20 protein-coding genes are annotated in these 20,300 nt (G+C 71.6%); 8 read left to right on the forward strand and 12 right to left on the reverse strand.

All coding sequences use genetic code 11. The annotated features are described in order from the left end of the window. Nucleotides 1–113: 113 nt before the first annotated feature. Together LDO11_RS09800 and LDO11_RS09805 are read left to right on the forward strand one after the other, a co-directional pair. Nucleotides 114–1,073 (forward strand): acetyl-CoA carboxylase carboxyltransferase subunit alpha, encoded by a 960-nt coding sequence (locus LDO11_RS09800; protein WP_232141379.1) that lies wholly within the window; start codon nt 114–116, stop codon nt 1,071–1,073. 50 nt (nt 1,074–1,123) lie between these two features. Continuing rightward, nucleotides 1,124–1,786, forward strand: coding sequence for a DUF4919 domain-containing protein (locus LDO11_RS09805; RefSeq protein ID WP_232141380.1), 663 nt, complete (start codon nt 1,124–1,126; stop codon nt 1,784–1,786). Between the two features lie 6 nt (nt 1,787–1,792). On the opposite strand, the gene LDO11_RS09810 is transcribed toward LDO11_RS09805, so the two are convergent. After that, nucleotides 1,793–2,854: an NADH:flavin oxidoreductase/NADH oxidase gene (locus tag LDO11_RS09810; RefSeq protein WP_232141381.1), complete on the reverse strand. Its 1,062-nt coding sequence runs from the start codon at nt 2,852–2,854 to the stop codon at nt 1,793–1,795. 100 nt (nt 2,855–2,954) lie between these two features. Here LDO11_RS09810 and tilS point away from each other — a divergent pair, with 100 nt between their 5' ends. From tilS to LDO11_RS09825, 3 genes are read left to right on the forward strand one after another with little or no spacing between them, the layout of a single operon-like run. Beyond that, nucleotides 2,955–4,271, forward strand: a complete 1,317-nt coding sequence (gene tilS / locus LDO11_RS09815) for a tRNA lysidine(34) synthetase TilS (protein WP_232141382.1) — start codon at nt 2,955–2,957, stop codon at nt 4,269–4,271. 58 nt (nt 4,272–4,329) lie between these two features. Next, nucleotides 4,330–4,620, forward strand: coding sequence for an exodeoxyribonuclease VII small subunit (locus LDO11_RS09820; protein ID WP_129135564.1), 291 nt, complete (start codon nt 4,330–4,332; stop codon nt 4,618–4,620). Continuing rightward, entirely contained in the window at nt 4,613–5,509 is an 897-nt protein-coding gene (locus LDO11_RS09825; protein ID WP_232141383.1) for a polyprenyl synthetase family protein, read from the forward strand. The genes LDO11_RS09820 and LDO11_RS09825 overlap by 8 nt, the downstream gene beginning before the upstream one ends. 43 nt (nt 5,510–5,552) lie before the next feature. Here LDO11_RS09825 and LDO11_RS09830 read toward each other — a convergent pair whose 3' ends face one another. From LDO11_RS09830 to pmbA, 3 genes are all read right to left on the reverse strand, one after another. Next, nucleotides 5,553–5,987, reverse strand: coding sequence for a DUF4870 domain-containing protein (locus LDO11_RS09830; RefSeq protein WP_232141384.1), 435 nt, complete (start codon nt 5,985–5,987; stop codon nt 5,553–5,555). Between the two features lie 107 nt (nt 5,988–6,094). Next, entirely contained in the window at nt 6,095–6,520 is a 426-nt protein-coding gene (locus LDO11_RS09835) for a DUF4870 domain-containing protein (RefSeq protein ID WP_255683403.1), read from the reverse strand. Between the two features lie 88 nt (nt 6,521–6,608). Next, the gene (gene pmbA / locus LDO11_RS09840) at nt 6,609–7,976 is read right to left on the reverse strand and encodes a metalloprotease PmbA (RefSeq protein ID WP_232141385.1); all 1,368 of its coding nucleotides are present in this window, start codon (nt 7,974–7,976) and stop codon (nt 6,609–6,611) included. 91 nt (nt 7,977–8,067) lie between these two features. Here pmbA and yjgA point away from each other — a divergent pair, with 91 nt between their 5' ends. Next, nucleotides 8,068–8,625, forward strand: coding sequence for a ribosome biogenesis factor YjgA (gene yjgA / locus LDO11_RS09845; protein WP_232141386.1), 558 nt, complete (start codon nt 8,068–8,070; stop codon nt 8,623–8,625). A 92-nt stretch (nt 8,626–8,717) separates the two neighbouring features. Here yjgA and tldD read toward each other — a convergent pair whose 3' ends face one another. The 4 genes from tldD to LDO11_RS09865 form a co-directional block, all read right to left on the reverse strand. Further along, nucleotides 8,718–10,169, reverse strand: coding sequence for a metalloprotease TldD (gene tldD, locus LDO11_RS09850; RefSeq protein ID WP_232141387.1), 1,452 nt, complete (start codon nt 10,167–10,169; stop codon nt 8,718–8,720). A 61-nt stretch (nt 10,170–10,230) separates the two neighbouring features. Next, nucleotides 10,231–14,082, reverse strand: a complete 3,852-nt coding sequence (locus tag LDO11_RS09855; RefSeq protein WP_232141388.1) for a YhdP family protein — start codon at nt 14,080–14,082, stop codon at nt 10,231–10,233. 159 nt (nt 14,083–14,241) lie between these two features. After that, nucleotides 14,242–15,756, reverse strand: a complete 1,515-nt coding sequence (gene rng, locus LDO11_RS09860) for a ribonuclease G (protein WP_129135557.1) — start codon at nt 15,754–15,756, stop codon at nt 14,242–14,244. A 65-nt stretch (nt 15,757–15,821) separates the two neighbouring features. Continuing rightward, a complete protein-coding gene (locus LDO11_RS09865; protein WP_232141389.1) occupies nt 15,822–16,388 on the reverse strand; it encodes a Maf family protein in 567 nt (188 codons plus the stop codon). 119 nt (nt 16,389–16,507) lie between these two features. Between LDO11_RS09865 and LDO11_RS09870 the strand changes: the two genes are divergently transcribed. Together LDO11_RS09870 and LDO11_RS09875 are read left to right on the forward strand one after the other, a co-directional pair. Then, entirely contained in the window at nt 16,508–17,254 is a 747-nt protein-coding gene (locus LDO11_RS09870; protein ID WP_232141390.1) for an SIMPL domain-containing protein, read from the forward strand. A gap of 10 nt (nt 17,255–17,264) precedes the next feature. Further along, complete coding sequence (locus LDO11_RS09875) at nt 17,265–17,471, forward strand: hypothetical protein (RefSeq protein ID WP_232141391.1); 207 nt, start codon at nt 17,265–17,267, stop codon at nt 17,469–17,471. A 6-nt stretch (nt 17,472–17,477) separates the two neighbouring features. Here the strand turns inward: LDO11_RS09875 and rlmH are convergent, their stop codons facing one another. From rlmH to holA, 4 genes are all read right to left on the reverse strand, one after another. Continuing rightward, nucleotides 17,478–17,948 (reverse strand): 23S rRNA (pseudouridine(1915)-N(3))-methyltransferase RlmH, encoded by a 471-nt coding sequence (gene rlmH / locus LDO11_RS09880; protein WP_232141392.1) that lies wholly within the window; start codon nt 17,946–17,948, stop codon nt 17,478–17,480. Nucleotides 17,949–17,955: 7 nt separating this feature from the next. Beyond that, on the reverse strand, nt 17,956–18,360 hold the full coding sequence (rsfS, locus tag LDO11_RS09885; RefSeq protein WP_232141393.1) for a ribosome silencing factor: 405 nt from the start codon (nt 18,358–18,360) through the stop codon (nt 17,956–17,958). A 28-nt stretch (nt 18,361–18,388) separates the two neighbouring features. Next, nucleotides 18,389–19,093 (reverse strand): nicotinate-nucleotide adenylyltransferase, encoded by a 705-nt coding sequence (gene nadD / locus LDO11_RS09890; protein ID WP_232141433.1) that lies wholly within the window; start codon nt 19,091–19,093, stop codon nt 18,389–18,391. A gap of 168 nt (nt 19,094–19,261) precedes the next feature. Continuing rightward, nucleotides 19,262–20,290, reverse strand: coding sequence for a DNA polymerase III subunit delta (gene holA / locus LDO11_RS09895; RefSeq protein ID WP_232141394.1), 1,029 nt, complete (start codon nt 20,288–20,290; stop codon nt 19,262–19,264). Nucleotides 20,291–20,300: the final 10 nt, after the last annotated feature.

The following is a 20,300-nucleotide window of genomic DNA, read 5'->3' on the forward strand; positions in this document are numbered from 1 at the left end:
GTGACGGTGTCTGCCCATCGCGGTGGTCGTTCGCATTGACGACACGCCGGGGTACGGTGCCGTGGCAGGCGGTCGGATAGACTCTCCCGATTGTTTCCGGGCCCCGGTATCAGATGAACCCGAACTACCTCGACTTCGAGCAGCCCATCGCCGACCTCGAAGCCAAGATCCAGGAACTGCGCCAGGCCAGTGCCGGCCCCGCGGTCAATGTGGACAGCGAAGTGCACGCACTGCAGGAAAAGCTGCGTCGGCGCACCGCACAGATCTTCCGCGACCTGACCCCATGGCAGGTCTCGCAGCTGGCCCGGCATCCTGCCCGGCCCTACACCCACGACTACATCCGCCATATCTGCGACGAGTTCCAGGAACTCGCCGGCGACCGCGCCTATGCCGACGACCTCGCCATCGTCGGCGGCCTGGGCCGCATCAACGGTCGCAGCGTGATGATCATCGGCCACCAGAAAGGCCGTGACACCAAGTCCAAGGTACGCCGCAACTTCGGCATGCCGCGCCCGGAGGGTTACCGCAAGGCGCTGCGGCTGATGAAGATGGCCGAGCGCTTCGGCCTGCCACTGCTGACCTTCATCGACACCCCGGGCGCCTATCCCGGCATCGGTGCCGAGGAACGCGGGCAGTCCGAAGCGATCGCCCGCAACCTGATGGAGATGGCGGAGCTGAAGACGCCGATCATCTGCACGGTGATCGGCGAAGGCGGCTCCGGCGGCGCGCTCGCCATCGGCGTCGGCGACCGCACGCTGATGTTCGAGTACAGCACCTATTCGGTGATCTCCCCCGAAGGCTGTGCATCGATCCTGTGGAAGGACGCCGGCAAGGCGCGCGACGCCGCCGAGCAACTGGGTCTGACCGCGCGCCGCCTGCACGGGCTGGGCCTGGTGGACAAGGTGATCCGCGAACCGATCGGCGGCGCGCACCGCAATCCGCGCCAGACCGCGATCCGCCTGAAGTCGGTGCTGCTCAACGAGCTCGACGCCCTCGAGGCGCTGCCGCTGCCCGACCTCCTGCAGCGCCGCTACGAGCGCCTGCGGGGCTACGGGGCGTACGAGGCGGCCTGAGGAGCGCCGCGCACGCCGGGAAAACGATCAGCACGACACGGAGGTTCGAAATGGCTGGCACCCTGCGCGCAAGCCGGACAACCGTGCGGCCTAAACTCGTTGTGCCACTCGTTGCGGCACTCTTCGTGTCGCCGGCCTTTGCAGGCGATCCGGTAACCCCACCTGGTGAGGCAACGATTTACCGGGAGGCCGCACTTGCAGACTGCGAACGCGTCGGTACCCGCCCGATGCTTCCCGGACTCGTCGATCTGGCCGTGCTTGGCGCGATCGATGAGATAAGCAACGTCGTGACCGGACCTGACGCTGTCGCGGCCGCGCAGCCGATCCTGGACCAGCTCGCCGAGCAGTTTGGTGACCTGGATGCACTCCCGTCGCTTGAATTGCAATTGCTGCTCGCGGTACTTGCTGAAGCCGCCGGCGATACGGCGCGACACGCTGACCGGCGCGCCTATGCAACGGCGTTGCTTGAGATGATGATCGAAGGACGCGACGGCGCGTCCCCTGCCCGCGCCTTCCGGACATGCCTGGCTTCCAACGAGTACGTGCTGGCCCGTCATGTGCTGGGCGTGCGCGAGGTGCGGCGCCAGTCGGTCGTGCAACACGATGGCCGTTCCTACGACCGGCTCGACGTACGCATGAACAATGGGCGGAAGCGGTCGTTCTACTTCGACGTCACCGATATTCTCCGCGCTGGGCCCTGCCAGAACCCCTGACGCCCCTCACCACGCCCGGGCGTACTGCACCGGCACCGGGAGATCGGCGCCCAGTTCGCGTGCGGCGTGTTGCGGGAAGTAGGGGTCGCGCAGCAGTTCGCGGCCCAGCAGTACGATGTCGGCCTCTCCGCTGGTCAGCACGTCCTCGGCCTGCGAGGCGCTGGTGATCAGCCCGACCGCACCGGTGGGAATGTCGCTGGCGCGGCGGATCTCACCCGCGAACGGCACCTGGTAGCCCGGGCCAACCTCGATCCGCTGCCAGGGCACCAGCCCGCCGCTGGACACATCGACCAGGTCGACGCCCACGTCGTGCAACTGGCTGCACAGCGCGATGCTCTGCCCGACATCCCAGCCGCCGTCGGCCCAGTCGGTGGCCGAGATCCTCAGCCACAGCGGCAGGCGCTCCGGCCACACCTCGCGCACCGCGGCGATCACTTCCAGCGTCAGCCGGATCCGCCGCTCGAAGCCCCCACCCCAGGCATCGTCGCGATGATTGGTCAGCGGCGAGAGGAACTGGTGCAGCAGGTAACCATGCGCGGCGTGGATCTCGACCAGCTCGAAGCCCGCATCCAGCGCGCGCCGCGCGGCGGCACGGAAGTCGTCGATGACCCTGCCGATGCCTGCGGCATCCATCGCTACGGGCTCCGGATAGCCGGCGTCGTACGCGCCCCCGGACGGCGCCACCACCTGCCAGCCACCGTCCTCCGGCCGGACTCCCAGGCGGCCCAACCATGGCACCTGCGTACTGGCCTTGCGGCCGGCGTGCGCGAGCTGCACCGCAGGCACCGCGCCCTGCGCGCGCACGAACGCCGCCATTGGCGCCCATGCCTGCGCCTGCGCGTCGTTCCACAGCCCGGTATCGGCCGGAGAGATGCGCCCCTCCGGCGACACCGCAGTGGCCTCGGCCATTACCACGCCCGCACCCCCGACCGCGCGGCTGCCCAGGTGGACGAGATGCCATGCATCCGGCACGCCGTCAGTGGCGCTGTACTGGCACATCGGCGAGACCGCGATGCGGTTGCGCATGACGATGGAACGTTGGGCGAGCGGTGCGAACAACCGGGTCATCGAGGACTCCCGCATGAGGACAGCGCACTCTAGGCGAAGCCGGTTGACCGCAAGGTGCGCATCGCGGATCGCAGCGTCGCGCGCGTGGCACCATGCGCGAATGTCCGCGTCCACCGTCGACCTGCCACTGTGGATCCCGCCTAGCGCCGCCGCGCCGGTCGTGGTCGGTTTCAGCGGCGGGCTCGATTCCACCGTGCTGCTGCACCGCCTTGCCGGCGATCCCGACGCGCGCGCGCGCGGCCTGCGTGCAGTGCATGTGCACCACGGCCTGCAGGCAGCCGCCGACGACTGGGCCGCGCATGCGCAGCACGTCTGCGCGGCGCTCGACGTACCGCTGGAGATCCACCGCGCCCACGTGCAGCCCGATGAGGGGCGCGGTCTCGAGGCGGCCGCGCGTAGCGCACGTTACGCCGCGTTCGCGGCGCAGCTGCAGCCCGGCGACATCCTCGCGCTGGCCCACCATCTGGATGACCAGGCGGAAACCTTCCTGCTGCGCGCGCTGCGGGCGTCCGGCGTGGAGGGGCTGGCGGCCATGCGCCCGTGGCGCGCACATGGCGCGGGCTGGCTGTGGCGCCCGTTGCTGGCGACGCCACGTGCGCACGTGTTGCAGGTCGCACGCACCCGTGGGCTGGCGTGGATCGAGGACACCAGCAATGCCGCGCTCGACCCCGACCGCAACTTCCTGCGCCATGCGGTGCTGCCCCGGCTGCGCGAACGCTGGCCGCATGCCACCGGAAGCCTCGCCCGCAGCGCGGGCATCGCGGCGCAGGCCTGCGACCTGTTGGCCGTTGACGATGCCGCAGCGATGGCCACTGCACGCGACGCTGTTCCAGCGGTGTTGCGCCTGGATGCCCTGCGCGGGCTGCCGTCGGCGCGCCGTGCCCGCGTGCTGCGGCACTGGATCGCGACGCTCGGGCTGCCGCCGCTGCCGGCCGAAGGCGTGGCGCAGATCGAACGGATGCTCGCCGGTGGTGCGCGCGATGGCGATGCCTGTTTCGACTACGCCGGCACGCGGGTGCAGCGCTGGCGCGACCTGTTGCACGCCGCGCCGCTGCAGACGCCGCTGTGCGCGGAGCTCGATCTCGAATGGGATGGCGCCGCGCCGCTGGCACTGCCCGATGGCGGCAGGCTGCAGCTCGAGGCCGGGGGCCCAACCCGCTTCGATGTGCCGTTGCGGGTGCATGCGCGCCGCGGCGGCGAGCGCATCCGGCTGCCCGGGCGGGACCATCACCACAGCCTGAAACAGATACTGCAGATGCTCGACGTGCCGCGCTGGGAACGCGCGCAGCTGCCGCTGCTGTCCACGCCTGGTGGCGAACTCCTCGCCGCCGGCGACCGCGTGGTAGCGGCCGCGCTGGACGCGTGGCTGCAGGCACGCAACGCACGCCTGCACTGGACGCCGCCGGCGCGCCGCTGACCCCCGTAGGCCAGCCCGCGGTCACGAAGCGGCGGCCGATTCGGCCTAGAATGCGCGCATGGCACGCAAGCAGACTTCCGACCCCGCCCTCCCCGCCGACGGCGCCGACAGCACCTCGCCGGTGAGCGATTTCGAGCAGTCGCTCGAACAGCTCGAAGCGCTGGTGGAGCGCATGGAGGACGGTGAACTCAGCCTCGAGGATTCACTGGCCGCCTACGAACGCGGCGTGGGCCTGTATCGCCGTTGCCAGCAGGCACTGGAACAGGCCGAACTGCGCGTGCGCCTGTTGAGCGACCCCGGCCAGCCCGGCAATGGCGAACCGTTTCCCGCCGCCGGCGACGATGTCTGAGACGCCCGCGGCCGTTTCCGGCCGTTTCGATGCCTGGCGCCAGCGTGCCGACGATGCCATCGGCAGCGCGCTGGACCCGCTTGCCGGTAGCGAGCCGCGCCTGCTGGCGTCGATGCGCCACGCCACCCTGCTCGGCGGCAAGCGCATGCGTCCGCTGCTGGTGTACGCCACCGGCACCGCGTTCGGCGTCGCCGAAGACGCACTGGACCCGGCGGCGGCCGCGGTCGAACTGATCCACGCCTATTCGCTGGTCCACGACGACCTGCCCTCGATGGACGACGACGCCCTGCGGCGCGGCCAGCCGACCGTGCACGTGGCGTTCGACGAGGGCACCGCGGTGCTGTGCGGCGATGCATTGCAGTCGCTGGCGTTCGCGGTGCTCGCCGATGCCCCGCAGCCCGCAGCCGCGCGGGTGGCGATGTTGCGCGAACTCGCGGTGGCGGCAGGTGCCGGCGGCATGTGTGGTGGCCAGGCGCGCGATCTCGCTGCGACCGGTAACGGCGTGCCCGATATCGATGCACTCGAACGCCTGCATGCGATGAAGACCGGCGCGCTGCTGCGTGCCGCGGTGCGGCTGGGTGCGCTTGCTGCGGATGTGGACGCGCAGACCGCCGCACGACTGGACACGTTTGCCGATGCGCTGGGGCTTGCCTTCCAGATCCGCGACGACCTGCTCGATGTCGAGTCCGACAGCAGCACCCTCGGCAAGACCGCCGGCAAGGATGCGGCGCAGGACAAGGCCACGTTCCCGGCGCTGATCGGCGTCGACGCCTCGCGCGCCCGCCTGCAGTCACTGGCGACGACGATGGACGCGGCGCTGGCCCCGTTCGGCGAGCGTGCGTCGGCGCTGGCGGCACTTGGCCACCACGCGATCACCCGCAGCCACTGACTGGCCCGCAGGGACGCCAGTTGCGTTCGCCCGGCGAGCCCGGTCAGTCCAGCAGGCGGATGGTCAGCGGATAGCGGTACTCCTCGCCGTTCCACGCCCTGACCGCGGCGATGATGCTGCACACCAGCCACATCAGCGCGATCGCGACGATCACCATCAGCAGCGCCAGACCGGCCGGCAGGGTCAGGATCACGCCCAGCCCCAGGGTCAGCACGGTCAACCCGACCAGCGCCGCGGCGATGCCGCAGGCCACCGCGGCATAGATCAGCATGCTGAGGTTGAAGTTGACCGCCTCGCGCGCGTGGCGCGCGATGAATGGCGAGTCGTCGCGCTTGAGCAGCCAGATCGCCCCGGCCCCGACCACCCCGGCAACGCCAACCAGCCAGCTGGTCATCAATGCCAGCACCAGGGCGGTGAGGTGCGCGGCCATGGCCCAGCCGCGCTCACTGGAGGTGGTGATGGATTGGACATGTGCCATGACGGTCTCCTGCCGGGCGCGGACATCGCGCCCCGGTAACCATCATGGGACCGCCTGCAACGCGGTCCAACCCAACCGACGACCTATGCGCGCAGGCGCGCGCTGCGTCATTTCACCAGGCGGATCGCGAACGGATAGCGGTACGCCACGCCGTCGTTTGCCTTGATCGCGGCGATGATGATGAAGACCAGCGACACCAGCGCGACGATCACCATCAGCGGCACGGTCAGCAGGAAGCCGATGCCGAAAGTGAAGATGCCGACCAGGAACAGCACCAGCATGATCGCGGCGACGGTGATGTTGAAATTCAGCGCTTCCTTCGCCTGGTCGCCGACGAACGGCATGGTCTCGCGCTTCATCAGCCAGATCACCAGCGGCCCGAGGAAGCAGCCCACGCCCCCTGCCCAGCCGGCGGTGACGAGCCCGCCCAGCAACGCGGACAGGTGGGCGAACATCGCCCATTGGCGCTGATCCGCGGCGATGCCGCTGGTGCTGACGGGCGTGGGTGCGTCGTGGTCGTACGGTGCGTTCATGTCGTTCCCCAGGCGCGCGGGTGCAGTGCCCGCGCGACGGCGCCAACCACGCGGGCGACGGAGAGGTGCTCCGTCCGACAGCCTAACGTCATTCGCCGCCGGCGACGGTCATCCGGTCCAGCAGGATCGGCCCGGTGCCGATATGCGAGCGCGGATCACGGTCGCTGCCGACCGCGCGGATGTCGCGGAACATGTCGCGCAGGTTGCCGGCGATGGTGATGCCGTCGACCGCGTGCACGATCACGCCGTTCTCCACCCAGAAGCCTGCCGCACCGCGCGAATAGTCGCCGGTCACGTTGTTGACGCCCTGGCCCATCAGCTCGGTGACCAGCAGGCCACGTTCCATGTCGCGCAGCATCGAGGCCAGGTTGCCGGCATTGGCGGCCACCTCGAGGTTGTGCACGCCGCCGGCATTGCCGGTGGTCACGAGGCCGAGCTTGCGCGCGGAATAGCTGCCGAGGACGTAGCGCTGCAGCACGCCGGCCTCGACCAGCGCCGACTCGCGCGTGGCCACGCCCTCGTCGTCGAATGACGTCGAGCGCAGGCCGCGGGGCAGGAACGGGCGCTCGTGGATTGCGAACCAGTCGGGGAACAACTGCTCACCGAGGCTGTCGAGCAGGAAGCTCGCACGCCGGTACAGCGCGCCGCCCGACACCGCACCCAGCAGATGGCCGACGAGCGAACGCGCCATCTCGGTCGAGAACAGCACCGGCATCGTGCCGGTCGGGATCGGCCGTGGATCCAGCCGCGCCAGCGCGCGCCGCGCGGCCTCGCGCCCCACTGCTGCAGGTGCCTGCAGGTCGTCGCGTGCGAGCGCGAACGTGTACCAGCCGTCGCGCTGCATGGCTTCGCCTTCGCCGGCGATCAGCGCACAACCGAGGCTGTGATGGGTTTCGCGGCTGCTGCCGATGAACCCGTGCGAGTTGGCATACACCGAGACCGCCGCGCCACTGCCCACCGAGGCACCGTCGGAATTGCCGATCCGGGGATCGGCATCGCGCCCGGCCTGCTCGCAGGCCAGTGCCAGTTCAACGGCTTCGTCCGCGTCCAGCGCCCAGGGGTGCCAGCTGTCGAACTCGCGCAGGGAGGTGGCCATCAGCGCCGGGTCGGCGAGCCCGGCGGCCGGGTCCTCCTCGGTGTAGCGCGCGATCGCACAGGCCTGCTCGACGGTGGCGACCAGGCTGTCGTCGCGCAGGTCGGCGGTGCTGGCGCTGCCCTTGCGCTGGCCGAAGTAGACGGTCAGTGCCACGCCGCGGTCGCGGGTGGCCTCGACCGTCTCCACCTCGCCCAGGCGCACGCCGACGTTGAGGCCCTGCTCTTCCGAACACGACACCTCGGCCTGGCTGGCGCCGCGCGCACGGCACAGGTCGAGTGCACGCCGCGCCACGTCCTCGAGGGCGGCAATGCGCGACTGGCTGTCGTCGGCGGCGTGTTTCGGGGAAGTCACTGCGTCCAATGGATTATCCTTTGATGATTGACGTCCGCCGCGCCGCCGCGCCCGCGCGGGCGACCCGGGGATCCACCCCGCCCTGCACACAGGACCGACGATGCGCGGACGCGACGACGAAACCGGCGAATTCCTCTCGCCCAGCCGCAGCCAGCAACGGCGCGATGCACTGGAAGTGCTGGAACTGGGCGAACGACTGGTGGGCATGACTCCGGCGCAGCTGGAAAAACTTCCGCTGCCCGACCACCTGCTGCCGCATATCCGCGACGCGCAGCGCATCACCTCGCACATCGCGCGCAAGCGCCAGCTGGCGTTCCTGGCCAAGCAGATGCGCCGCGAGGATGATGAAACCCTTGAAGCCATCCGCGATGCGATGGATGCCGGCGGCGAGGCCGCGCGACAGGAAACCGCGCTGCTGCACCGTGCAGAAACCTGGCGCGACCGGCTGCTGGAGGGCGGCGACACCGCGCTCGCCGACCTGCTGGCCGAGCATCCCGATGCCGACCGTCAGCAGCTGCGCACACTGATCCGCAACGCCGCGCAGGAACGGGCGAAGAACAGGCCGCCGCACGCCTATCGCGAACTGTTCCGGCTGCTGCGCGATGTGCTGGCTGCAGACACGACGCAGGACGGGGCGGAGCTTCCAGCCGCGGAATGACGCGGGTGTGCGCGGATCAAACGCAGGACGGCGCCCGCCTTCATCGCCCCGATCCGCGCTGACCCGCGCTGATCCGTGGCAGCACACCGCAGTCACGCCTGCGTGCCACCCACCGTCAGGCCGTCGATCAGCAGCGACGGCTGGCCCACGCCGACCGGCACGCTCTGCCCGTCCTTGCCGCACACGCCCACGCCGTCGTCGAGCGCGAGGTCGTGGCCGATGCGGCTGACCTTGCGCATGGTCTCCGGGCCGTTGCCGATGAGCGTCGCGCCCTTGACCGGCGCGGTGATGCGCCCGTCCTCGATCAGATAGGCCTCGGTGGCCGAGAACACGTACTTGCCGCTGGTGATGTCGACCTGGCCGCCGCCGAAGTTGACCGCGTACAGGCCCTTCTTCACCGAGCGGATCATGTCTTCCGGGTCGTCGTTGCCGGCGAGCATGTAGGTGTTGGTCATGCGCGGCATCACCAGATGCGCGAACGACTCGCGACGCCCGTTGCCCGTCGGCGCCACGCCCATCAGCCGCGCGTTGTGGGTGTCCTGCATGTAACCGGCGAGCACGCCGTCCTCGATCAGCGTGGTGCAGCGCGTCGGGGTGCCCTCGTCGTCGACATTGAGCGAGCCGCGGCGGCCCTCCAGTGTGCCGTCGTCGACGATGGTCACCCCCGGCGCCGCCACCCGCTGGCCGATGCGCCCGGCGTAGGTGCTGGTGCCCTTGCGGTTGAAGTCGCCTTCCAGGCCATGGCCCACCGCCTCGTGCAGCAGCACGCCCGGCCAGCCGTTGCCCAGCACCACCGGCATCACGCCCGCGGGGGCGTCGACCGCCTCGAGGTTGACCAGCGCCTGGCGCAAGGCCTCGCGGGCGAAGTGCTCGGGGCGGCCGTCGGCCAGCAGTTCCCCGTAGCCGTAACGCCCGCCGTAGCCGGCATAGCCGGATTCGCGGCGGCCATCCTGTTCCACCAGCACCTGCACGTTGAGGCGCACCAGCGGGCGCACGTCGCCGGCGATCACGCCATCCGAGCGTGCCACCAGCATGGTGTCGACGGTGCCCGACAGGCTCACCATCACCTGGCGCACGCACGGATCGGCGGCGCGCAGCAGCCGGTCGATGCGACGCAGCGCCTCCACCTTGTCCGCGTTGTCGAGGCTGTCGACGGGATCGAGCGCCGGATACAGCGGTGCGCGGCTGCGGGCCGGCAGGGTCACGCGTTGCGGCGCGACCGCACGGCCGTCGCGCGAGATCGCGCGTGCCGAGCCGGCGGCCACCAGCAACGCCTGCGCATCGATGTCGTCGGAATAGGCGAAGCCGGTCTTCTCGCCGGAAATCGCGCGCACGCCCACGCCCTGTTCGATCGAGTGGGCACCGTCCTTGACGATGCCGTCCTCCATGCTCCAGCTCTCGCGCCGCGAGTGCTGGAAATAGAGGTCGCCGAAATCGACGCCGGGGCCCAGGAGGGCCGAGAACGCCTGGTCGAGCTGGTGGGTATCGAGGCCTGCGGGAGCGAGCAGGCGGGACTGGGCAAGCGCAATCGGGGAATCGGTCATCGGCAAAGGATGGGGGCGCGGATGCGCAGGGGCAACCGCGGTGGTGGCATGGACCGTGCCGTCACTCCGCGGGCGCGCCCGCGTCCGGCGGTGGCTGCGCACCGGTTTCCGCGCGATGTGGCTCGCGTCGGATCACCTCGACCTGCGGATCGCTCCACGGCCCGGTGACGTGGTAGGTGGAGGCGCCGATCTCGCCCAGCGGCCGGCGCAGCACCGAACCCGCCGCGGCACCGACCGCCGCGCCGATCGGCCCGCCCGCCAGTGCCCCGACCGCGGTCAGCAGGTTGCCCGAACGCGGGTGCACGTCGATGGTCTGGTCGTAGGTCTGCGCGCGCAGGTCGGCGCTGCCCCCGATGCGGATCTCCGCCGCCGGCCCATCCAGCGCCAGTCCCTGGGCACGCGCACGGCCGTCGGCAAAATGCACTTCTCCGCCGATGCGGTTGAAGGCGAAGCCACGCTCGAAGAAATCGCGGAAGTCCAGGGTCAGGCGACGCGGCAGTTCCGCCACGCTGAGCAGGCCCAGCACCCGCCCGGCGCCGGGTTCGACATCGGCCAGTTGCCCGTCCTTGACCAGCAGCGACAGCCGGCCTTCCAGCGCCTCGACGCGGAAACCGGTCGGGCTGCCGGGCCAGGCGGCCGCGAAGCCGATGCGGCCATTACCGCCACGCAGCCGTTCGCCCTGGCCGAGGCCGGCCAGCAGGGCGCCGTAATCCTGGCTGTCGATATCGAGCTGCACGCGGGTGCGCTGGGCGCTGCCGCGGCCGCGCCATTCGCCGGTGGCGTCGATCGCCTGCCCCGGCGCGCGCACCTGCAGGCGCTCGAGCTGCAGCCCATCGGCCACCGGGCGGGTGCGCAGGCTGGCCTCGCCCAGGCGGGCGTCGCCCAGGCGCAGGTCGGCGACGTCGATCTGCAGTGCCGGCAGGCGCGCGGGATCGCTGCTGTCGTCGGCCGGAGCGGCTCCGCGCGCGCGCGCGGCGGCGCCCGCGACGGGCGGCGTGCGCTGCCAGTGGACGCGCTCGAAACGACCGATCACCGGGCCCCGGCCATCCGGCAGCTGCAGCGAACCGGCCAGCGCCGGCCCCTCGAAACCGAGCGCGGTGCCGCCCGCGGCCGGTGCCGCGCGGATGCGGGTATCCGGGAAGCTCCCGCCCATCAGGCTCAGGCGGTCCACCGCGAGGTCGATGCGCCGCAGCGGCATGCTGCCACCCTCGCCATCGCCATCGCCCTCCCCGCCTGCGCCCCCGAGCAGCCCCAGCCAGTCCATCACCGCGAATTCGGCGGTGCGGCCACCAAGCACCACCCCCGACGCCGGAGGCGCGGTGGCCGCAGCGCCGCCCAGGGCGATCGCAAGGCCGGTGGCATCGCCATCCACGCGTGCGCGCAGGGCCATGCGCTGGCCCAGGCGCACCGCCAGTTCGTTGCCGCCGTCGAGCGGCAGTTCGACGCGCACTTCGGCAGCCAGGGCCGCCCCGGCAGGCTTCGCAAGCGGCGCCGGCAGGTCGAGGGTGGTGCCACGCAGGTCGGAGCGCAGCACCAGGCTGGGCGGGGCATCGTCGCCACCGGTATCGCGCGGCACCTCGACCCCTACCGTCCATGCCGACCGTCCGCGGGCGCGCGGGTGCAGCCACTCCAGCGCCTGGACACGATCGATCAGCGTGCCGATGCCGACCACCGCCCCGAGTTCGCCCTCGAAAGCCAGCCGCGGATCGCGTGCATGTCCCTCGCCAGCGGCGAGGCGCAGGTGCGCGGTACGGCCGTCCATCTGCGCCTGCAGCGCGGGGGCGGCGAAGCCGTGCTGGTCGTAGCGCAGGCGTCCGCGCAGCTGGTCGAGCTGCAGGCCCCACGCCTGCTCGGCCACGCGCACGCCGTCGAACTGCACCGCACCGTCGATCAGCGGCGCCTCGCCGAAGTCGAGCTCCATCGCGAAGCGCGCGTTGGCCGGCCCCGCCGCGCGCAGCCCGTCCAGGGTCGGCGACAGGCCGGCGTACAGCGGGGTCTGCCGCAGCATCGCGAACATCGCGGCGATATCACCGCCCGACTCCGCGCTGACGCGCAGTGGCGCCTGGCTGAAATCGGCGATGCCCGCCTCCAGCTGCGCCACGTCCACGCCCGCCAGTGCGCCGCGTCCGCGCAGGTCGAAGCCATTGGCGATGAAACGCACCCGGCCGTCGAGCCGTTCGACGGCGGGCCACTCCGGCTGGAAGCGCACCTGCGCATCCACCAGCTCCGCCTCGGCGTGGAACAGCCCCGGCACGGGGCGGCCTGCCGTGGCGCGGAACGGCCAGTCATCCAGGTCACCCGAAACCACCGCGCGGCCGTTGCGTACCCGTCCGCCGACGAGCGCTGCATCCAGCCAGCCGATGGTGGCCTCCGACATCACATGGCGCACCCAGAAGCGCCGTGCCACCGGAATCTCCGCCTCGTCGACGTGGGCGGCGATATCGATCGTCGGCCGCCCGCTGCCCGCCGCGAAGCCGAGCCCCCCGCGCACATGGGCGCCATAGCCGTCGCCGGCGATCCGCAGGCCGGGCGTCTGCACCTGCCAGCCGGCCGGGTCGCGCCACGCGGCGATGGTGCCGTCGAGGCTGAAGTCATGCGGCTCGCCGAAGCCTGCCGGCCAGTCCAGCCGCCAGCGCGTGGCGGGGTCCGGTTCGAAGGCGAACCCCGCGGCGTCGCCACGCAGGCGCCCGCTCGCACGCAGCAGGCCCGGCCGCTCGCCGACCGGCGCGAAGCCCGCGTCCTCGATGCGCGCCTGCACGCGCATGTGGCCTTCGTCGTCGCGTACGAGCGCCACGTCATGCAGCACCGCACGCGGTGCCGCCTCGCGAAGCCAACCGCGCAGTTCCGGCGACAGCCGGTCCGACAGCGGCAGCAGCGCGAGCAGCGGCCCGGCATCAATGCGGTCGGCGGCAAACGCCAGCATCGCGCCCGACCCCAGCACCGCCCCGTCGAGCGACTGGGTGGCGCCATGGGCGGTCAGCCGCAGGCGACCGGCGTCCAGCCGCCAGCCGGCATCGCCGACCTGCCACTGCACGTCGGCATCGAGCCGTTCGAAGCGCGCCTCGTCGCTCTCACCGCTGACCGCCTGCAGGGCGACATCCTCGAGCTCCGCGCGGGCGCGCATCGCCACCACCCTGCGCCCGGACAGGGTCGCCCAGGCATCGGCATCGCCATGGCCATCGACCACCGCCACCCCGGCGTAGCGCAGCAGCGGCGACCAGCCGTCGAGATCCGCCCGGGCGATGCCCAGCCAGGCGCGGCCGTCGCCGCTCCCGCGCGCTAGGTCCAGCACCGCCCGGACCGGGGCATCGGCCTCCACCCGCCAGGCATTCGCCGCAGCGCGCACGCGGTCGCCCGAGACCCGCAGCCGCAGGTCGATCCGTGGCACATGGGTGTGGATGCCGAGCCCCGGCGCGACGATATCGAGGCTGCCATCGCGCAGCACCACCTCGCCGATGCGCTCGAGTCCGGCGAACGGGTCGCTGTCGCCGGCGGCCTGCCCGGGCAGGCCCCTGACATGCCAGCTGCCGTCATCGTGCCGCTCGAGCTGCAGGTGCAGGTCGCGCAGGCGGAGCTCGGTCAGCGAGCGCCCCGGCAGCCAACCAGTATACGGCATGACCAGGATCTCCGCCGTGCCGATCGCAACCGGCGCGTCCACCTCGCCGATGCGCAGCCCGGTGACCTGCAGCAGCGGCCCGCGTCGGGTCCAGGTGGTGTCGAGCGAATCGAAGCCGACCGGTCGTCCCGCACGCTCACCCAGCCATGCGGCGACGCGATCCGGGTGGCGCTCGGCCAGCGGCAGCAGCAGCTGCGAGGCGATGCCGCCGGCGAGCGCGACGACCACCAGCACCAGCGCAAGCAGGTACCAGGTCCAGCGGCCGGCACGGCGCGCATGGCGGCGCACCGGGCTCACGCCGGCCGCCACCCGTCAGGCTGGCGCAGGGCCTGCGACGCGGGTACCTGCATGCAGGCGCGGACGGACGCCGCGCACCACTCGATGGACCTGTGCCATGGCCGACCAGCGCCCGCACGCGCGGCGCCGCGACGCCGCCCGGGCACGACAGTGGCGGGGTCAGAGCAGCACGACATCGAACTGTTCCTGCAGGTACTGCTCGTCGGCCTGGAAGCGGATCGACTTGCCGAGGAACTCCTCCAGTTCGGCCACCGCGGTGGATTCCTCGTCGGTGATGCGCGCGACCACCTTCGGCGACGCGATCACCAGCAGGCGTGCGGACTCGAACTGGCGCACCGCGCGCACGATCTCGCGGAAGACCTCGTAGGTCACCGTCTCGGTGGTCTTGAGCATGCCGCGCCCGCCGCAGGTCTGGCAGGTCTCCGACAGCTGCCGCTCGAGGCTGTCGACGGTGCGCTTGCGGGTCATCTCCACCAGCCCCAGCGGCGAGAAGTCGTACACGGTGGTCTTGGCGTGGTCGCGCAGCAGCGATTTCTCCAGCGTGCGCAGCACCTGCCGCCGGTGCTCGGGATCCACCATGTCGATGAAGTCGATGATGATGATCCCGCCGAGGTTGCGCAGCCGCAGCTGCCGCGCAACGGCCTGCGCCGCTTCCAGGTTCGTCCGGTAGACGGTTTCCTCGAGGTTGCGCTGGCCCAGGAACGAGCCGGTGTTGACGTCGACGGTGGTCATCGCCTCGGTCTGGTCGATGACCAGGTAACCGCCCGACTTCAGCGGCACCTGCTTGTCGAGCGCGCGCTGGATCTCGTCCTCGACGCCGTACAGGTCGAAGATCGGCCGCGCGCCGGCGTAGTGCTCGATGCGCTCGGCCAGCGGGCCGCCGTCACCGTCGGCCAGCGCCGGCATGTACTGCGCGGCGAACGCGCGCACCCGCTCGTAGGTCTCGCGCGAATCCACCCGCACCTTGTCGACGTCGCGCCGCATCAGGTCGCGCACGGCACGCATCGGCAGGGTGAGGTCCTCGTAGACGCAGGTGCCCACGCGTGCCGACGCCGCGGCCTCGCCGACCAGTGCCCATGCGCGGGCGAGGTAGGCGATGTCGTCGGCGAGCGCTTCCTCCGCCTGGCCCTCGGCATTGGTGCGCACGATGTAGCCGTACGGCCCGCTGCTCTGGGCGAGGTCGGACACCAGCGTCTTCAGCCGGCGCCGCTCGCCATCGTCCTCGATGCGCGCGGAAATGCCGACCACGCTCGACTGCGGCAGCAGCACGAGATACCGCGAGGGAATGCTGATCTGGGTGGTGACCCGCGCACCCTTGGTGCCGATCGGTTCCTTGACCACCTGCACCACCACGTCCTGGCCGTCGCGCAGCAGCTCGGCGATCGGCGGCACCGTGGCGGGCACCGGCAGCGCCCCGGCCTCGGCGTCCATCTCCGGCGCCGGCAGCGAGCGCATCACGTCGCTTGCGTGCAGGAACGCGGCGCGCTCCAGGCCGATGTCGACGAACGCCGCCTGCATGCCCGGCATCACCCGCTGCACGCGGCCCTTGTAGATATTGCCGACCACGCCGCGGCTGGCCCCGCGTTCGATGTGCAGCTCCTGCAGCATGCCGTTCTCGACCACCGCCACGCGGGTCTCGCGCGGGGTGACGTTGACCAGGATTTCCTCCGACATACCGACCTATCCCTTGGCAGACGCGCGTGCGCGCAAGCCGACGATCATCGCAGTTCCGCCGGCCTTCATCGCATCAACCCGGCCGCACGCAGCAACCCGGCCGTCGCGTGCAGCGGCAGGCCCATCACCGCCGAATAGCTGCCCGCCAGATGGGTGACGAAACGCTCGGCTCCGCCCTGGATCGCATAGGCGCCCGCCTTGCCCATCGGTTCGCCGGTGGCCACATAGGCGGCGATCGCGTGCTCGTCGAGAGCGTCGAAGGTCACCGTGGTGCTGACCAGCACCTCGTCGATGCCCGCCGCGGAGCGCAGTGCCACCGCGGTCAGCACCTCATGGCTGCGCCCGGCGAGGCTGCGCAGCATCGATGCGGCATCGTGGTCGTCGACCGGCTTGCCGTAGACGCGGTCGTCGAGCACGACTTCGGTGTCGGAGGCGAGCACCGCGGAGGTCCCCGCCGGCGCTGCCGCCCAGCCGGCCCCGGCCTTGTCACGGGCGACCCGGCGTACGTAGGCCTCCGGCGTCTCGCCCGGGGCGCGCACTTCGGGAATGTCGATATCCAGGACCGCGAACGGGACACCCAGGCGCCCCAGCAGCTCACGGCGCCGGGGCGATTTCGAGGCAAGCAGCAGCATGCGCACAGGATACCCGCGCGACCCCGGCGCACCGCTGGCGCGCCGCCGTCAACCCCATTCAGGCTCACGGCCCGTTCACTGGAGCGGCTCGACCCTTTCGGTCACATCCGGAGACCCCAATGACACTTCGCCCGCTCGCCACCGCCCTGGTGGCAGCCCTCGCCCTCGCAACCCTGGCGACCAGCATGCCCACCCGTGCCCAGACCCCGTCGGCTCCGGCCGCGCCGCAGGTGGCCAGCGACAGCACCCTGCTGTCGGTCAGCGCCCGCGCCGAGGCCAGCCGCACCCCCGACGTCGCCACCCTGTCCGCCGGCGTGGTGACCAGCGCCGCCGACGCAAATGCCGCGCTGCGCGCCAACGCCGAACAGATGAACCGGGTCATGCGCGCGATCCGCGCCGCCGGCATCCAGGAGCGCGACGTGCAGACCTCCGGGCTCAACATCCATCCGCAGTACCGGCATGTCGACAACGAATCCCCGGTCATCACCGGTTACCAGGCCAGCAACACCGTCAACCTGAAGCTGCGCGATGTCGCGCGCATCGGCGATGTGCTGGATGCGCTGGTGGCCAACGGCGCCAACCAGGTCAACGGCCCCAGCTTCGAGATCGACCAGCCCGAGGCGGTCTACGACGAGGCGCGCCGCAAGGCCCTGGAGCTGGCGCGCACCCGCGCCTCGATGTATGCGGACACGCTCGGCCTGCGCGTGCGGCGGATTGTCAGTATCAGCGAGGGCGGCGGCTTCATGCAGCCGATGCCGATGATGCGCATGGCGGCGATGGATGCGCGCGCGGAAAGCAGCCCGGTCTCGCCCGGTGAAACCACCCTGTCCGCGTCGCTCGACGTGGTCTTCGAACTCGGCCGTTGAGGAGGCACCCATGAGCCCGGACCATCCGCACGACAGCAGCCCCCGCAAGGACACCCCGGCAGGTAACGACGCCGACAAACCCGGCTATGCCGAGCGCACCCCGCGTGACGGTGACGACGCACGCAACGTCGGCAAGCCACGCGGCCAGGACCCCGACCACTGCGGCCTCGGCCGCAAGCCGGAAGACACGCCGGACACCGCCGCCGACGAGGGCTGAGCAGCGCTACGCGCGGTGGTAGGGGTGGTTGGCCAGCATCGCCGCCGCGCGGTAGAGCTGCTCGGCAGCCACCAGCCGCACCAGCATGTGCGGCAGGGTCAGTGGCCCCAGCGACCAGCGCTCGTCGGCACGCGCCAGCACTTCCGGCGCGTGCCCTTCCGGGCCACCGATCAGTACCGCGAGGTCGCGGCCCTGCCCGCGCCAGTGCTCCAGGCGACGCGCCAGGTCTTCGGATGAGTGCGCCCGACCCTCGACATCCAGCGCCACCACATGCGCCTGCCGCGGCAGTGCCGCCAGCACGCGCGCGCCCTCGTCCTGCCGCGCACGCACGGCGTCGCGGCCCTTGCCGCGCAGGCCGGGCTCGATCTCCACCAGATCCAGCGGCAGCCAGTACGACAGCCGCTTGCGGTATTCGGCGAACCCGTCCGCGACCCAGCCCGGGGCGCGCTCGCCCACGGCGACCAGGCGCGCCTTCACCGCGCAATCAGCCCGCGGCGGCGCCGGTGTCGGGTGGCTGGTCGCCGACCGTCCACAGACGCTCGATGGCGTAGAACTCGCGCACCCGCGGCAGCATGACGTGCACGACGACGTCGCCGAGGTCCACCAGCACCCATTCGGCTTCGCGCTCGCCTTCCACGCCCAGCGGCTGGACGTCGAGCTTCTTGGCGAAGCGCACGACCTCGTCGGCGATGGATTTCACGTGGCGACTGGAGGTGCCCGAAGCCACCACCATGTAGTCGCAGACGCTCGACTTGCCGCGGACGTCGAGCTCGACGACGTCGCGCGCCTTCAGTTCTTCGGTGGCCGCGCGTACCTGCTCGAGCAGGACATCGACGGACGGCGGCGGGACGGGAAGACGGGTCTTGATGACTTGGGCAGGGCTGGTCAAAGCGATGGACTCTGGGATTTGCGCCGGATTATAACGGCGCACCGCCGTCGCCACCGTGTGCATACAGGCCGTCGGTCGTGATCCGTGCAGCCACCGCCGGCGGCACCATCGCCTGCCAGGGCTCGCCACGGGCGATCCGGCGGCGCACCTCGGTTGCCGATTCCGGACTCAGCGGCTGGCGCAGCCGCAGCACCCGCCCCGCGGGCGTGGCCCGGAGGTCGCCGGGGTCCGCGGTCCAGCGGTCCGCGACGGCGTCGGCCAGCGCAGCCGGCAGATCCCGGTCGAGCGGATCGCACGCGCGCTCGGCGACCACGAGATGCGCGAGCGCGAACAGCGCCTGCCACTCCTTCCACTGCGGCAGGCCACGGAAGCCGTCGGCCCCCAGCAGCAACGCGACCGGCCTCAGCGGCGCGGTCTCCCGCAGCGCGCGGAGGGTGTCGACGGTCCAGCTGCGTCCGGGGCGCTGCAGTTCACGGCGGTCCACCTGCAACCCCGATTCCCCGGCCAGCGCCAGGTCCAGCATCGCGGCGCGGGTCGCCGCATCGGCACCGGGTGCGGCGCGGTGTGGCGGATCGGCAGCCGGCATCAGGTGGACGGGCACGCCGAGCATGTCGCGTGCGGCACGCGCCACCGCGAGATGTCCGTTGTGGACCGGGTCGAAGGTGCCGCCGTAGAGCACCAGCAGGGTCGCCGGCTCCTCCTGCGCGCGCTTGGTGGCGTCCGCGAGGGTCATCGACCCGGCAGGCACTTTCGCCGCGGATCGACGCGGATCGACATGGGTGTCCGACATCTCGGGGCCAGCGCGCCGGACACCCGCCCACGCAGGCGTCCCGCCAACGCTCCGGCTCCCGGATACGCGCTCATCGGCGCCGGGCCGCAGCCACATCGGGCAGTGCGCGCGTCATGCGAGCAGGGACGCGGCGCGGGGCTCGGCCACCGCCACCAGCAGGCGCTCCAGCGCCTGCCAGGCATCGCCGGGCGCTCGCCCCTTGGCGATGCGGTCGATGCGCCCGGCGGCGGCCAGGAACTGGTCCCAGCGCGGTGCGGGATGCCGCTGCAGGGCGCGGGTGTAGACCGCCTGCTTCGAGTCCCACACCCGCTGCGCGCGGAACTCCGCATTGAGGTTGCCGCCGCGCGCCTGCACCCGCGCAAGTGCCGCCGCGCGCTGCAGTTCCATCACCACCATGCCCATCAGCGCCGGCACCGCCTCGCCTTCGGCGCGCAGGCCGGCGAGCATGCGCACCGCCTGCGCGGTCTGGCCGGACAGCGCCGCATCCACCAGCCGGAACACGTCGAAGCGCGCCGCATCGGCGACCAGGTCGTCCATCCGTGCGCTGTCGAGCGTCGTGCCCTCGGCCAGCAGGACCAGCTTGTCGATCTCCTGCGCGGCCGCCAGCAGGTTGCCCTCGACCCGGTCCGCCAGCCGCTGCACGGCATCGCGGTCGGCGCTGACCCCGCGGCTGCGCAGGCGGCGTTCGATCCAGTCCGGCATCTCGTGCGGCTTGACGCCCCACGCCACCGCGATCTGCCCGACCCGGCCGATCGCCTCGCTCCACTTGCCGCCGTGCTGGCGGCTCCATTCGCCGCCGGTCACCAGCAGCAGGATGTCGTCGGGCGGGGCCTCGCAGAATTCGCTGATCACCTTCGCGCCATCCTTGCCGGGCCTGGTGGTCGGCAGCCGGATCTCGACCACCCGGCGTGCGGCGAACAGGCTGGGCGCGCGCAGGGTGGCCTCGAGCGCGTTCCAGTCGATGTCGCGGCCTTCGGGCTCGAAGACCTCGCGTTCGGCGTAGCCCTGCTCGCGCGCGCGGATGCGCACCGCGTCGGCGGCTTCGAGCACGCGCAGCGTTTCCGGACCCGCGATCAGGTAGACCGGACGCAGCGGCCCCTGCCCGAGCTGGGCGACGAGACGTTCCGGGGTCAGCTCCATCGCCCGCCCG

It is taken from the genome of Alterluteimonas muca (assembly GCF_021191595.1).
Classification (GTDB): Bacteria; Pseudomonadota; Gammaproteobacteria; order Xanthomonadales; family Xanthomonadaceae; genus Luteimonas; species Luteimonas muca.

Coding starts and splice junctions, on each gene's coding strand:
- LDO11_RS09800 (WP_232141379.1), top strand. CDS start 114: ATGAACCCGAACTACCTCGACTTCGAGCAGCCCATCGCCGACCTCGAA.
- LDO11_RS09805 (WP_232141380.1), top strand. CDS start 1,124: ATGGCTGGCACCCTGCGCGCAAGCCGGACAACCGTGCGGCCTAAACTC.
- LDO11_RS09810 (WP_232141381.1), bottom strand. CDS start 2,854: ATGACCCGGTTGTTCGCACCGCTCGCCCAACGTTCCATCGTCATGCGC.
- tilS (WP_232141382.1), top strand. CDS start 2,955: ATGTCCGCGTCCACCGTCGACCTGCCACTGTGGATCCCGCCTAGCGCC.
- LDO11_RS09820 (WP_129135564.1), top strand. CDS start 4,330: ATGGCACGCAAGCAGACTTCCGACCCCGCCCTCCCCGCCGACGGCGCC.
- LDO11_RS09825 (WP_232141383.1), top strand. CDS start 4,613: ATGTCTGAGACGCCCGCGGCCGTTTCCGGCCGTTTCGATGCCTGGCGC.
- LDO11_RS09830 (WP_232141384.1), bottom strand. CDS start 5,987: ATGGCACATGTCCAATCCATCACCACCTCCAGTGAGCGCGGCTGGGCC.
- LDO11_RS09835 (WP_255683403.1), bottom strand. CDS start 6,520: ATGAACGCACCGTACGACCACGACGCACCCACGCCCGTCAGCACCAGC.
- yjgA (WP_232141386.1), top strand. CDS start 8,068: ATGCGCGGACGCGACGACGAAACCGGCGAATTCCTCTCGCCCAGCCGC.
- tldD (WP_232141387.1), bottom strand. CDS start 10,169: ATGACCGATTCCCCGATTGCGCTTGCCCAGTCCCGCCTGCTCGCTCCC.
- rng (WP_129135557.1), bottom strand. CDS start 15,756: ATGTCGGAGGAAATCCTGGTCAACGTCACCCCGCGCGAGACCCGCGTG.
- LDO11_RS09865 (WP_232141389.1), bottom strand. CDS start 16,388: ATGCTGCTGCTTGCCTCGAAATCGCCCCGGCGCCGTGAGCTGCTGGGG.
- LDO11_RS09870 (WP_232141390.1), top strand. CDS start 16,508: ATGACACTTCGCCCGCTCGCCACCGCCCTGGTGGCAGCCCTCGCCCTC.
- LDO11_RS09875 (WP_232141391.1), top strand. CDS start 17,265: ATGAGCCCGGACCATCCGCACGACAGCAGCCCCCGCAAGGACACCCCG.
- nadD (WP_232141433.1), bottom strand. CDS start 19,093: ATGACCCTCGCGGACGCCACCAAGCGCGCGCAGGAGGAGCCGGCGACC.
- holA (WP_232141394.1), bottom strand. CDS start 20,290: ATGGAGCTGACCCCGGAACGTCTCGTCGCCCAGCTCGGGCAGGGGCCG.